This window comes from Crossiella sp. NPDC003009, from assembly GCF_053591555.1.
In genome coordinates this window covers 48,210-61,697 of record NZ_JBSFUA010000030.1, presented here as the reverse complement: position 1 = coordinate 61,697, position 13,488 = coordinate 48,210, and the positions used below count along the sequence as shown (strand labels likewise).

The following is a 13,488-nucleotide window of genomic DNA, read 5'->3' as shown; positions in this document are numbered from 1 at the left end:
CGCCTCAGATCGCGTCAGTGCCGCGTTCCCCGGTGCGCACCCGCACCACGGTGTCCACCGAGGTCACCCACACCTTGCCGTCGCCGATCTTGCCGGTGCGCGCGGACTCGACGATCGCGTCGACCACCTTGTCCACCCCGGTGTCGTCGATCAGCACCTCGATGCGGATCTTGGGCACGAAGTCCACGGCGTACTCCGCGCCGCGGTAGACCTCGGTGTGCCCCTTCTGCCTGCCGTAGCCCTGGACCTCGCTGACGGTCATGCCGAGCACGCCCAGCTGCTCCAGCGCGGCCTTCACGTCGTCGATGGTGAACGGCTTGACGATCGCGGTTACCAGCTTCATGCCTTGCTCTCCTCAAGGGACGCGGTGGATGCGGACCCCGTGGGCTTGAACGCGCCGCCCCGCCCGCCGAAGGTGGCGAAGTCGTAGGCGCTCTCCGCGTGCTCGGCGTCGTCGATGCCCTCGACCTCGGCCTCCGCCTCGACCCGGAAGCCGATGGTGACCTTGATCAGGTACCCGATGAGCAAGGAGAGCACGAAGGAGTAGGCGAGCACCGCGAACGCGCCGACCGCCTGCTTGCCCAGCAGCTCGAAACCGCCACCGTAGAACAGGCCCTTGACCGCGGCCGGGGCCGCGTCGGTGGCGAACAGGCCGATCAGCAGGGTGCCTGCCAGGCCGCCGACCAGGTGCACGCCGACCACGTCGAGCGAGTCGTCGTAGCCCAGCTTGTACTTCAGGCCCACCGCGAGGGCGCAGACCACACCGGCGATGACGCCGATGGCCAGCGCGCCGATCGGGCTGACCGCGGAACAGGCCGGGGTGATGGCGACCAGACCGGCCACGATGCCCGAGGCCGCGCCCAGGGTGGTGGGCTTGCCGTCGCGGAAGCGCTCCACCACCAGCCAGCCGACGGTGGCCGCCGCGGTGGCGCCGATGGTGTTGACGAAGGTGACCGCGGCGGTGGTGTTGGCGGCCAGCGCGGAACCGGCGTTGAAGCCGAACCAGCCGAACCACAGCAGACCGGCCCCGAGCACCACGAACGGCAGGTTGTGCGGCTTCATCGGCTCCTTGGGCCAGCCACGCCGCTTGCCGAGCACCAGCACCAGGGCCAGTGCGGCCGCGCCGGCGTTGATGTGCACCGCGGTGCCACCGGCGAAGTCGATCGCGCCCAGCTGGTTGGCGATCCAGCCGCCGGGATCGGTGACGTTGCCGTCAGCGTCCTTGCCGTCGAAGTCGAAGACCCAGTGCGCGACCGGGAAGTAGACGACGGTGACCCAGATCGCGGCGAAGACCAGCCACGGCACGAACCGGGTGCGATCGGCGATCGCGCCGGAGATCAGCGCGACGGTGATGATCGCGAACATGGCCTGGAAGGCGACGAAGGCCAGCGTCGGGATGGTGCCCGAGACCGCCTCCGGGCTCATCAGCCCATCGAGGCCGAAGAACTCGGCCGGGTCGGCCAGCCAGCCACCCGCCACGTCCTTGCCGAAGCTGAAGGAGTAGCCGTACAGGATCCACAGCACGCCGACCACGGCCATGCTGCCGACACTCATCATCAGCATGTTGAGCACACTCTTCGCGCGCACCATGCCGCCGTAGAAGAACGCAAGCCCCGGCGTCATGAGCAGCACCAGAGCGGCGCTGATCAGCACCCAGGCGGTGTCGCCTTGGTTCATTCTCGTAGTCCTCCCGTGCCTGCCACGTTGCGGTGAAGGATCGAGAGGCGGTGTTTCGTCCGGTTACGCCGGAGGTTTCACCGAAGTGAACTGTGCCGATGCCGGTGTTACGGCTGCGTTGCGCGCAGCGCACACGCTCAGCTGAGCAGGGCGTCCACGAACGCGCCCGGGGTGAACGGGGCCAGGTCGTCCGGGCCCTCGCCGAGGCCGACCAGCTTGACCGGGACGCCCAGCTCGCGCTGCACCTGGAAGACGATGCCGCCCTTGGCGGTGCCGTCCAGCTTGGTCAGCACGATGCCGGTCACCTCGACCACGTCGGAGAACACCCTGGCCTGGGTGAGGCCGTTCTGGCCGGTGGTGGCGTCCAGCACGAGCAGCACCTCGTCCACCTTGGCCTGCTTCTCCACCACCCGCTTGACCTTGCCCAGCTCGTCCATCAGGCCGGTCTTGGTGTGCAGGCGACCTGCGGTGTCCACCAGCACGGCGTCCACGCCCGCCTCCACGCCGCGTTTGACCGCGTCGAAGGCCACGCTGGCCGGGTCCGCGCCCTCCTTGCCGCGCACGATCTCCGCGCCCGCGCGCTCGGCCCAGGTGGCCAGCTGCTCGGCGGCGGCGGCGCGGAAGGTGTCCGCCGCGCCCAGGATCACGGTGCGGCCGTCGCCGACGAGCACCCTGGCCAGCTTGCCGGTGGTGGTGGTCTTGCCGGTGCCGTTGACGCCGGTGACCAGCAGCACCGCCGGGCGGCCGTCGTGCGGCAGGGCGCGCACCGAGCGGTCCATCTCCGGCTTGAGCGCGTCCACCAGCACCTCGCGCAGCACCGCGCGGGCCGCCTCCGGGGTGCGCACCCCGCGGGTGACGATCTCCGCGCGCAGCCGCTCGATGATCTCCGCGGTGGTGGCCGCGCCCAGGTCGGCCAGCAGCAGGGTGTCCTCGACCTCGGTCCAGGAGTCCTCGTCCAGGTCGCCCGCGCCGAGCAGGCCGAGCAGGCCCTGGCCGAAGGCGGAGCGGGACTTGGCCAGCCTGCCGCGCAGCCGCTCCAGGCGACCGGCGGCGGGCTCGATGTTCTCGGGCACCGGGTGTGTCTGGGCCACCACGATCGGCTCGATCGGGGCCGGGGCCTGCGCGGCCGGCGGCAGCGGCACGTCCACGATGTCCCGGCGCGGGGTGTCCCTGGGCACCGCGGCGTCGTCGCCGACACCGGGCTGGCCGTCGACCTCGGTGCGCTCGGTCACCGGGTGTGGCTCGGGCTCCGGCTCGGTGACCGTGGCGGTCTCCCCGCCCGGCGCGAAACTGATCTTGCGGTCCGCCTGGTAGCCCGGACGGCCCTCGACCACGGGCTTGTCCTGCTCGGCGAGGCTGACCCGGCGGCGGCGGGCCAGCACGACCCCGGTGACGAGCGCGACGAGCAGCACCGCGGCGACGGCGACGGCGATCCAGATCATGACTTCGGCAGACACGGACCCATCCTCGCATCATGGGCGGTTCGGCCCTCGCCGGAGTGGCCTCTGGGCCAGGATGATGACCATGCAACCGGGTCCGTACCAGCAGCAGCCGCAGTACCCACCGCCCTACGGCTACCCACAGCCGCCGAAGAAGTCCAACGGGCCGATGATCGCGCTCGCGGTCGGCCTGGCCGTGCTGCTGGTCGCCGGGATCGGCGTGGTCGTCGCGCTCACCTCCGGCGGCTCCGCCGACACCCCGGAGGACACCGCCGCGGCGGCGGCCGGTCCCGCTGACAAGCACGCCGACCTGCCCGACTGCGCCGCGCTGCACGCCAAGCTCACCCTGTTCCCCGCCCTGGAACCGGCGAACTCGAAGAAGACCACCGCCACCCAGGCCGCCAGGGGCCAGGGCGACCTGCAGACGGTGGATGTCCGCTGCTACTGGGGATCCCGGCAGCCGGAGGCGAACCTGCGGGCCGAGATCACCCTGTTCCGCAGCGACAGCCAGCCCCAGCACAACGGCACCAAGGACGGCGCCCAGTACTGGCTGACCATCGACAAGTCCGCCGCGGACCGGGTGGAGGGGGAGAACGTGCTGTTCCCCAAGTCCACCGGCGGCAACGGCTGCTACGGGCGCTTCGCCGACGGCAACGTGCTGGTGACCCTGCACCAGGAGGGCACGGGCATTCCCGGCGGGGCCACCCACGGCCCGGAGATCGACCAGTGCCGGGACGACATGCTGCCCAAGGGCAAGGAGCTGGTGGCCGCGCTGACCGGCTGATCTCGACTCGCTATCAACTGCGTCAGCGGCTTCAACGCAGTCTTGCGTAAACTTCCGCCATGCAATAGACCACATCTTGTGAAATCTTGGCGGGTGCTCGGGCTGCTGTCCGGCACGTCGATGGATGGCATCGACGTGGCCGCGGCCGAGTTCCGCATGGATGACGACGGCTGGCTGGAGCTGCGCCCGCTGGGCTGCCTCGAGCTGGCCTATCCCGGCGAGCTGCGCGCCGAACTGCTGGCCGCGCTGCCGCCCGCGGAGTGTTCGGCCCGGCAGCTGTGCCGGCTGGACACCATGGTCGGCCGGGCCTTCGGGGTGGCCGCGCTGCGCGGGCTGACTGAACTCTGCGACGGGCGGGCCGACCTGGTCGGCTCGCTCGGGCAGACGATCTACCACTGGGTGCAGGACGGCCGCTGCGAGGGCACCTTGCAGCTGGGCCAGCCCGCCTGGATCGCCGAGGCCACCGGACTGCCGGTGGTGGCCGACCTGCGAGCACGGGACGTGGCCGCCGGCGGGCACGGCGCGCCGCTGGTCGGCCTGTTCGACCAGCTCTGGCTGGGCCACCGGGCGGCGCGGACGATCGCGCTCAACCTCGGCGGCATCGCCAACATCAGCGTGGTCGGTGGCGGTCTGCCGCCGCTGGCCTACGACACAGGTCCGGGGAACGCGCTGCTTGACGCGGCCACCCGGCTGCTACCGGAACGTCGCGAGCGCGACGAGGGGGGCCGGCTCGCCGCCATCGGCTCCCCTCACCCGGGCCTGTTGTCGAACCTGCTGGCCGATCCCTACTACGAGCTGGCGCCGCCGAAGTCCACCGGCAAGGAGCACTACACCGCCGGCTACCTGCGCGCGGCCCTGGACCGGGTGGCCGAGCCGCCCGAGGGACCGGACCTGCTCGCCACGCTGGTCGAGCTGACCGCCCGCACCGTCGCCCGGGAGTGTGAACGGCAAGAGGCCACCCGGGTGGTGGCTTCCGGAGGCGGGGTGCACAACGCCACGCTGATGGCCGCTCTGAGCAGGCATCTCGCCCCGGCTGAGCTGGTCACCAGCGCGGCCGAGGGACTGCCTGCTGACGGCAAGGAGGGCTACCTTGCGGCGCTGCTCGGCCTGCTCACCTTCTGCGGTCAGCCCGGCAACCTGCCGGCCACCACAGGAGCGGTCGGCCCGCGCCAGCTGGGCAGCATCACCCCGGGGCGCACCGCGCTGCGCCTGCCGGAGCCGTGGTCGCGGCAACCGGTCGCGCTGCGCTGCGTCCAGGGGAACACGGGGGCCGACGGGGGGCACATCACTGGGGAGCCGGTGCGAACCGGCGGTTAGAGCAGGAGGTGGGACGTGCGCAGTCTCGACCTGGCCATCATCGCGGTGTTCCTGGTGGGCATGCCGCTGCTGGGCATCTGGATCGGCGGCAGGCAGAAGTCGGCCAACGACTACTTCGTGGGCGAGGGCAAGATCTCGTGGTGGGTGGTCTGCCTGTCCGTGGTCTCCGCGGAGACCTCGACGCTGACCGTGCTCAGCGTGCCGACGGTGGCCTACCTGGCCACTCCCGGCGCGGGCGGGATGACCTTCCTGTCCCTGGCCATCGGGTACCTGCTGGGCCGGATCGTGGTCTCCTTCGTGCTGCTGCCCAAGTACGTGGCCGGTGACCTGGTCACCGCCTACGCCTTCCTGGGCAAGCGGTTCGGCGACGGGCTGCGCACCACCGCCTCGGTGACCTTCCTGTTCACCAGGCTGCTGGCCGACGGGCTGCGGCTGTTCGCCACCGCGATCCCGGTGAAGGTGGTGCTCGGCGCCTACGGCGTGGAAGCCAGCTACTGGACCATCGTGTTCGTGCTGGGCATCGCGATGGTGGTCTACAGCTTCTTCGGCGGGGTGCGCGCGGTGGTCTGGGTCGACGCGATCCAGATGCTCTGGTACCTGCTGGGCGCGGGCGTGGTGATCTGGGCACTGGCCGACCGGCTGCCCGGCGACTGGCTCGGCAAGGCCTTCGACGCCAACAAGTTCCAGATCTTCGACTTCACCTCCGACCCGCTGTACAGCCCGTACGCGCTGGTCACCGCGGTGATCGGTGGCGCGGTGCTGTCCATGGCCTCGCACGGCGCCGACCAGCTGATCGTGCAGCGGCTGATGGCCACCCGCGATGTCCGGGCCAGCCAGAAGGCGCTGATCGCCAGCGGCGTGGTGGTGTTCGTCCAGTTCGCCCTGTTCCTGTTCATCGGCGTGATGCTGTGGGCCTTCTACAACGCGGCCAAGCCGGTGCAGGACCTGGGGCTGAACAACAACGACGAGCTGTTCGCCAACTTCATCGTCACCGAGCTGCCCAGCGGTCTGTCCGGGTTCGTCATCGCGGGCATCCTGGCCGCCGCGCTCAGCTCCTCGCTCGGCGCGCTGGCCTCCTCCACGGTGACCGACGTCTACGCGCGGGTGGTCAAGCGCGAGCTCTCCGACGCCGACCTGCTCCGCCAGGGCCGGATCTGGACGCTGGTCTGGGCGGGCATGCTGATCGTCTTCGCCGGGTTGTTCGCGCAGTTCACCGCGCGCGGCAACACCCTGGTGGAACAGGGCCTGTCCATCACCGGCTACACCTACGGCGCGCTGCTCGGCGCGTTCCTGCTGGGGCTGATCGTGAAACGGGCCCGGCAGGCGGACGCCATCATCGCGTTCCTGGTGACCGTGCTGACCATGGTGGCGATCATCCTGCCGCCGGTGCTCAGCGGGACCAAGGGGCTGGCGTTCCCGTGGTATCCGCCGATGGGCGTGGCGATCACGTTGATCGTGGGCGGGCTGTTGTCACTGCGGCATCCGCGCCCGCCCGCGCCGGTGGACGAAGAACCCGCCAGCGCGGCAAAGGCGGCTTAGTCCGGCAGAACGACGAATGGCGCCGGCCTCATTTCGAGGCCGGCGCCATTCGCTTGGCTGGAAGCCGTTACTTCTTGATCTGCTGCACGCAGAGGACCGCGCCGCTGCCGCCGCGCTTGCCCTCCCAGTAGTAGCCCTCGAAGTCCGGCCACGGGGCGCAGAGCTCTTCCTTGACGTCGGGGTCCTTGACGTCGGGCACGCGGCCGAGCACCTTCAGGGTCGCCTCGGCTGAGCCGCAGTCGACCTTGTTCAGCTGCTTGTTGCTCTCCTGCGAGGTGAGCTGGCCGGAAAGGCAGTCGCCGACCTGGGCGCTGCTGGCGGAGTTCATGTAGCGGTAGATCGCGAAACCACCCGCGACCAGAACCACCAGCACGATGCCGAGCACCTTGGGCAGGACGCTCTTCTTCTTCGGCGCCGGCGCCTGCTCGGCGGCAGGCGGAACGGGCTGGCCCTGAGGCGCGTCAGGCTGTGGGTTAGTCATCCCCAGTGTCTCCTTGTTGAGGTTCGCCCACATGGGCGACGCGCAATGGTGACATGTTGTCACGTAAGGCACAAATCGCAGGCGATTGCGTTACCTGCTTGAGACCGGAAAGGCCCGCTACCAGCACAAAGGCCCTCCGACTTGGTGCCGCAGGTGCGGAACTCAGCCGCTTTCGACGACCGCACGCGCGGCGGCCTGACCGCCGAGTCCGCTGACCCCGCCGCCGCGGCGGCTGCCCGCGCCGGCCAGCAGCACCCGGCGCTGGCCCGGCACCGCCACCCCCCACCGCTGCGCCGGGGTCTCGGCCGGTTCGTCGTCCGCCAGCCACGGCCAGCTCAGGTCGCCGTGGAAGATGTGCCCGCCGGGCATGCCCAGGTCGGCCTCCAGGTCCACCGGGGTGGCCGCCTGCACGCAGGGCCTGCCCTCGGCGTCCAGGGCGAGCACCTCGTCCAGGGGTTCGGCCAGGCAGGCTTGCAGGGCGGCCAGCGCGGCGGCGGTGGCCTGCTCGCGGGTGGTCCCGGCGCGGAAGAGACGGGCCGGCGCGTGCAGGCCGAACAGGGTCAGCGTGTGGTAGCCCTCGGCGGCCAGCGGACCCAGGATGGACGGGTCGGTCAGCGAGTGGCAGTAGACCTCGCAGGGCAGCGGATCGGGCAGTTTCCCTTGCGCGACAAGGGCGTGCGCGGCCTCCAGTTTGGTGTAGGACTCACCGAGGTGCAGCGTCCCGGCGAAGGCCTGGCGCGGGTCGGCGCCGCTGCGCAGCCGGGGCAGCCTGCGCAGCAACAGGTTCACCTTGAGCTGGCTGCCCTCCGGGTCGGTCGCGGGACGGCCGAGCAGCCGTTCCAGCACCGAGGGCGCGACCGCGGCCAGCACGTGCCCCGCGGTGTGCGTCGCGCCGTCCACAGTGGACACCTCGACCCGGTTCCCGTGCTCCCGCACCGACTCCGCCGCGCTGTCCAGGTGGATCTCCACCCCGGCCGCCCGCGCCGCCAGGGTGAGCGCGTCGGCCAGCGCGCCCATGCCGCCGACCGGCACCCGCCACTCCCCCGAACCGTTGCCCGCCACGTGGTAGAGGAAGCAGCGGTTCTGCGCCAGGCCGGGGTCGCGCAGCGAGGTGTCGATGCCGATCAGGCCGTCGGTGGCGACCACCCCGCGCACCAGGTCGTCGGCGAACTCCCGCGCGAGCACCTCGGACAGCGGCCGCTCCACCAGGTCGTCCCAGGTCTGCGCGCCGGCCAGCGCGGTCACCCGGTCCCGCACCTCGCGCCGCCTGCGCAGCGGACCGTCCAGGGCGGGCCCGACCGCGGCGGCGAAGGCGTCCACCCTGCGGTAGAAGCGCTGCCAGGCCGTCCAGGCGGCCGAGGAGCCGGTGACCTCGGCGAAGGAGGCCTCGGTGGCCGGGCCGGGCTCGCGTTCGACCAGCAGGCCCAGGTCCCGGCCGCCGCGGCGCACCGGCGTGTAGGAGGACACCGCGCGGGACCGCAGCTCCAGCGGCAGCCGCAGCTCAGCGGCCAGGGCGTCCGGCAGCAGGCTGACCAGGTAGGAGTACTGGGACAGCCGGGCGGGCTGACCGGTGAAGACCCGGTTGCCGACGGACGCGCCGCCGAGGTGCCCGGCCCGTTCCAGCAGCCGCACCGACCGCCCGGCCCTGGCCAGCAGCACCGCCGCGACCAGGCCGTTGTGCCCGCCGCCGACCACGATCACATCGCTGTGTCCGTTCATGACAGCGATCGTGGCCGAGCGGGCGGGCCCGGCGATAGCGGCGAAGGATCAGAGCAGGATCAGCAGCGGCATCAGGAAGGCCAGCAGGAAGATGGCGGCCATGATCCCGATCATCGCGCCGATGCCGCGGATGGGCTGCGGCACCGGGCCGATCGCGCCGTCCACGAACATGATCGCCGGGGCCTTGTAGAACACCGGCACGGTCTGGCCCTCGCCGATCGGGATCATCGCCTCGGCCGGTCCGGCGTCCATGAAGATGTAACGGAAGAACACCTTCACGTGGTACTGGCCGGGCGGCAGGTCGATCGGGGTCTGGCCCCAGTTGATCGGGCCCGGCCTGCCGTTGATGATCAGCGTGGGCTTGAACCAGTTGAGGATGAACGCCAGCGGGAAGAACGAGGTGTCCAGCAGCAGGCGGCCCTGACCGGGCGGGGGCGGCGGCAGCTGCGGCTGCGGCTGCATGCCGGGCGCGCCGGGGTAGCCACCGGGACCCCCGGGGTAGCCGCCAGGGCCGCCGGGTCCGCCGGGGTAGCCGCCGGGCGGGGGCTGCTGCGCCGGGAAACCGCCGCTCTGCGGTCCCTGGTACGGCTGTCCGGGGGCCTGGCCGGGGAACGGCTGGCCGGGCATGGGCTGCGGGCCGGTCGGCTGACCGGGGTAAGGCGGCTGCTGGCCGGGGAAGGGCTGCTGGCCCTGCTGGTAAGGCTGCTGGCCGTAGGGCTGGTTCACGAAGGTGCTCTCCCCCGAGTGGGTGCGGTTCCGGATGCGCGTGACCTTAGAGGGTCAGGAGGCGGGCGCCGGTTCCGCCGTGGCTTCGTTTTCCGGAGTGATTTTCGCCGGGGGCTCCTCGGCGGCGGGCGCGGCGGTGTCCATCCCGCGCATCCGCTGCGAGATCACCTGGCTGATGCCGTCGCCGCGCATGCTGACCCCGTAGAGCGCGTCCGCGATCTCCATGGTCGGCTTCTGGTGGGTGATCACGATCAGCTGGGACTTCTCCCGCAGCTGGCTGAACAGCGTGATCAGCCTGCGCAGGTTGGTGTCGTCCAGCGCGGCCTCGACCTCGTCCATGATGTAGAACGGCGAGGGCCGGGCGCGGAAGATCGCGACCAGCATGGCCACCGCGGTCAGCGACTTCTCCCCGCCGGAGAGCAGGGACAGCCGCTTGACCTTCTTGCCGGGCGGGCGGGCCTCGACCTCGACGCCGGTGGTGAGCAGGTCCTCGGGGTCGGTGAGCAGCAGCCTGCCCTCGCCGCCGGGGAACAGCGTCTGGAAGACCTGGACGAACTCCCTGGCCACGTCCTCATAGGCGTCGGCGAAGAGGGCCAGGATCCGCTCGTCGACCTCTTTGATCGTGTTGAACAGGTCGCGGCGGGCGGCCTTGAGGTCTTCCAGCTGGGTGGAGAGGAACTTGTAGCGCTCCTCCAGCGCGGCGAACTCCTCCAGCGCCAGCGGGTTGACCTTGCCGAGCAGGGCGAGGTCGCGTTCGGCCCGCTTGGCCCTGCGCTCCTGGGTCGGCCGGTCATAGGGCATCGGCTGCGGCGCGGTGACCTCCTCGCCGCGCTCCTTGGCCGCCTCGTACTCGGCGACCTCCAGTGCGCTGGGCGGGATGAAGGCCATCGGGCCGTACTCGGTGACCAGGTCGTCCAGGCCGATGCCGAAGTCGTCGGCGATCTTGGTTTCCAGCTGCTCGATGCGCAGCCGCTGCTCGGCGCGCAGCACCTCGTCCCGGTGCACCGCGTCGGTCAGCTTCTCCAGCTCGGTGCCCAGCTCGCGGACCCGGTTGCGCACCTTGCCCAGCAGGCCCTCGTGCTCGGCCTTGCGCACCTGCGCGGCGTCGCGTTCGGCGGCGGCGCGGGCCAGCGAGTGCGCGATCCGGGCCAGCGCGGTCTCGCCGGCCGAGACCACCGCGTTGGCCACGGTGGCGCCCCGGCCGCGGGCGGCGCGGGCGCGTTCGGCGCGTTCCCTGGCCTCGCGTTCGGCGCGGGCGGCGCGGCGCAGCGAGTCGGCCCGGCCGAGCAGCGCGCGGGCGCGTTCCTCGGAGGTGCGCTGGACCAGCCGCGCCTCCATCTCCTCCTGCCGCGCGGTGGCCAGGTTGGACGCGATCTCGTCGCGGGCGCTGGTGTCCGGCTCGTCGTCGGTCTCCTGCTCGCCCTCGACCTCCAGCAGCCGTTCCTCCAGCTCAGTGAGCCGGGTCAGGTTCTCCTCGCGGGAGTGCTCGACCTTGGCCCGCTGGCCTTCCAGTCGCTCGGCCTCGGCGAGCGCGGAGCGGGCGGCCTGGCCCAGCCTGGCCAGCCGCTCGGAGCTGCGGGCGCGCTGCACGCGGGCGTCGTTGACCGCTTCCTGGGCGAGGCCGACCTCCTCCCGCCGGGCCTTCTCCTCGGCGCGGGCGCCTTCCAGCGCGGCCCCGGTGGCTTCCAGCCTGCGTTCGGCCTCGGCGAGCTGCTCGCGGGCCTCGTCCACCGCGGCCTGCACCTCGATCACGCTCTGGCTGCGGCCGGAGCCGCCGACCGCCCAGTCCGCGCCGAGCACATCGCCCTCGGTGGTCACCGCCCGGACCTCGGGATGCGCCCTGACCAGCGCGCCGGCCGCGGGCAGGTCGTCCACCACGGCCATCCGGTCCAGCGCCCGGAACAGTGCGGGACGCAGCTGCTGCGGCACGTGCACCAGGTCTACCGCCCAGCGCGCGCCGGGCGGCAGCTGCGGCCAGCCCGCCCGGTCCGGCAGCACCTGGTTGGCGCCGACCAGCAGCCCGGCCCGGCCGGAGTCGGAGGTCTTGAGCAGCTCCAGCGCGGCGATGGCGTCGCTGGTGCCGGTGAGCGCGACCGCGTCGGCGACCGGGCCGAGCGCGGCGGCCATGGCCACCTCGGCGCCGGGTTCCACGGTCATCAGCGCGGCCACCGAGCCGAGCAGGCCCGGCAGCCGGGAGCCGGCGGCCAGCAGCGCGCCCGCGCCGTCCTTGCGGGTCAGGCCGAGGGAGAGCGCGTCAACCCTGGCTTTCCAGGAGGCGATCTCGCGTTCGGCCTTGCGCTCGGCGGTGACCAGCTCCTCGACCCTGGCGCGGGCCTGCTTGTGCGCGGCCTGGGTGGCCTGCTGGCGCTCGCCGATGCCGGTGTCGTCGTCCTCCTCGATCCCGCTGGCGGCCTTGGCCTCCTCCAGCTCGACCTGGGCCAGCTCGGCGCGTTCCCGCGACTCGGCCAGCGCGACGGAGAGCCGCTCGATCTCCTCGGCGGTGGCGCCGGTCTTGCTGCGCAGCGCCTCGACCTGCCCGGCCAGCCTGGCCAGGCCCTCCCGCCGGTCGGCGATGGCCCGGATGGCGGCCAGGTGCGCGCGCTCGGCGTTCTTCAGCGCCTGCTCGAACTCCGCGCGGGTGGCCTGCGCGACGGTCAGCGCCTCGGCGGCCATCTCGGCCGCTTCCTGGAGTTCGGCCTCCTGGAGCGCGACCTCCTCGGCCTCGCGTTCCAGGTCGTCGGGGTCGCGTCCGCCGCGGCTGGCCTCCACCGGCGCGGACAGGTGCCGGGCGCGTTCGGCGGCCAGCCGGACCGTGCCACGCAGCCGTTCCTCCAGCGCGGAGAGCCGGTACCAGGTCTCCTGCGCGTTGGCCAGCATCGGCGCCTCGATCGCGAGGCGCTCCTCCAGCTCGCTCTGCTCGGACTGGGCGAGCTGCAACATCTGCTCGACCTCGGCCCGCCTGCGCCGCGCGGTGGCCTCGTCGGCCTCTTCCCTGGCCAGGTCGGTGCGCTGGGTGACCAGCTCGTCGGCGAGCAGTCGCAGCCGCGCGTCCCGCAGGTCGGCCTGCACGGTTTGGGCTTTGCGCGCGATCTCGGCCTGCTTGCCCAGCGGCTTGAGCTGGCGGCGCAGCTCGGCGGTGAGGTCGGTGAGCCGGGTGAGGTTGGCCTGCATCGCGTCCAGCTTGCGAATGGCCTTCTCTTTGCGCTTGCGGTGCTTGAGCACCCCCGCGGCTTCCTCGATGAACGCCCTGCGCTCCTCCGGCCGCGACTGCAGGATCTGGCCGAGCATGCCCTGCCCGACGATGACGTGCATCTCCCGCCCGATGCCGGAGTCGGAGAGCAGTTCCTGGATGTCGAGCAGGCGGCACTGGGTGCCGTTGATCTCGTACTCGCTGGAGCCCTCGCGGAACATCCGGCGGGTGATGCTGACCTCGGTGTACTCGATGGGCAGCGCGCCGTCGGAGTTGTCGATGGTCAGGGTCACCTCGGCCCGCCCGAGCGGCGGCCGCCCGGAGGTCCCGGCGAAGATGACGTCCTCCATCTTGCCGCCCCGCAGGGCTTTCGCCCCCTGCTCGCCCATCACCCAGGCCAGCGCGTCCAGAACGTTGGACTTGCCGGAGCCGTTCGGGCCGACGACGCAGGTGATGCCCGGCTCGAAGCGCAGCGTGGTGGCCGAGGCGAAGGACTTGAAGCCCTTCAGCGTCAGGCTCTTGAGGTGCACGTGCGCCCGCTCCTTCCCGCGCTCACCGGTGGGGTATCCGGGAGAGGGTACCCAGGTCAGCCGTTCGGGGGTCGGAACCGGGCTGG

General features: G+C 71.9%; 10 protein-coding genes. 3 read left to right on the top strand and 7 right to left on the bottom strand.

The window, feature by feature from the left end:
* Positions 1 to 4: 4 nt before the first annotated feature.
* The 3 genes from ACWDY5_RS27040 to ftsY all read right to left on the bottom strand — a co-directional run bounded on the left by ACWDY5_RS27040 (position 5) and on the right by ftsY (position 3,119).
* Positions 5 to 343, bottom strand: coding sequence for a P-II family nitrogen regulator (locus tag ACWDY5_RS27040; RefSeq protein ID WP_252481985.1), 339 nt, complete (start codon positions 341 to 343; stop codon positions 5 to 7).
* On the bottom strand, positions 340 to 1,677 hold the full coding sequence (locus ACWDY5_RS27035) for an ammonium transporter (RefSeq protein WP_449724969.1): 1,338 nt from the start codon (positions 1,675 to 1,677) through the stop codon (positions 340 to 342). The genes ACWDY5_RS27040 and ACWDY5_RS27035 overlap by 4 nt, the downstream gene beginning before the upstream one ends.
* A gap of 137 nt (positions 1,678 to 1,814) precedes the next feature.
* Positions 1,815 to 3,119: a signal recognition particle-docking protein FtsY gene (gene ftsY, locus ACWDY5_RS27030; protein WP_449725005.1), complete on the bottom strand. Its 1,305-nt coding sequence runs from the start codon at positions 3,117 to 3,119 to the stop codon at positions 1,815 to 1,817.
* Positions 3,120 to 3,201: 82 nt separating this feature from the next.
* On the opposite strand from ftsY, the gene ACWDY5_RS27025 reads away from it, so the two are divergent.
* From ACWDY5_RS27025 to ACWDY5_RS27015, 3 genes are all read left to right on the top strand, one after another.
* Positions 3,202 to 3,900 (top strand): hypothetical protein, encoded by a 699-nt coding sequence (locus ACWDY5_RS27025; protein ID WP_449724968.1) that lies wholly within the window; start codon positions 3,202 to 3,204, stop codon positions 3,898 to 3,900.
* A gap of 120 nt (positions 3,901 to 4,020) precedes the next feature.
* A complete protein-coding gene (locus ACWDY5_RS27020) occupies positions 4,021 to 5,217 on the top strand; it encodes an anhydro-N-acetylmuramic acid kinase (RefSeq protein WP_449725004.1) in 1,197 nt (398 codons plus the stop codon).
* A 15-nt stretch (positions 5,218 to 5,232) separates the two neighbouring features.
* Positions 5,233 to 6,756 (top strand): sodium:solute symporter, encoded by a 1,524-nt coding sequence (locus tag ACWDY5_RS27015; RefSeq protein ID WP_449724967.1) that lies wholly within the window; start codon positions 5,233 to 5,235, stop codon positions 6,754 to 6,756.
* 67 nt (positions 6,757 to 6,823) lie between these two features.
* Here the strand turns inward: ACWDY5_RS27015 and ACWDY5_RS27010 are convergent, their stop codons facing one another.
* The 4 genes from ACWDY5_RS27010 to smc form a co-directional block, all read right to left on the bottom strand.
* A complete protein-coding gene (locus tag ACWDY5_RS27010; RefSeq protein ID WP_252481981.1) occupies positions 6,824 to 7,237 on the bottom strand; it encodes an LppU/SCO3897 family protein in 414 nt (137 codons plus the stop codon).
* 162 nt (positions 7,238 to 7,399) lie between these two features.
* Positions 7,400 to 8,956, bottom strand: a complete 1,557-nt coding sequence (locus ACWDY5_RS27005; protein WP_449724966.1) for a phytoene desaturase family protein — start codon at positions 8,954 to 8,956, stop codon at positions 7,400 to 7,402.
* Positions 8,957 to 9,004: 48 nt separating this feature from the next.
* Positions 9,005 to 9,682 carry a hypothetical protein gene (locus ACWDY5_RS27000; protein ID WP_449724965.1) on the bottom strand — a complete coding sequence of 226 codons (678 nt, stop codon included), beginning with the start codon at positions 9,680 to 9,682 and terminating at the stop codon, positions 9,005 to 9,007.
* Positions 9,683 to 9,736: 54 nt separating this feature from the next.
* Positions 9,737 to 13,402 (bottom strand): chromosome segregation protein SMC, encoded by a 3,666-nt coding sequence (gene smc, locus ACWDY5_RS26995; protein WP_449724964.1) that lies wholly within the window; start codon positions 13,400 to 13,402, stop codon positions 9,737 to 9,739.
* Positions 13,403 to 13,488: the final 86 nt, after the last annotated feature.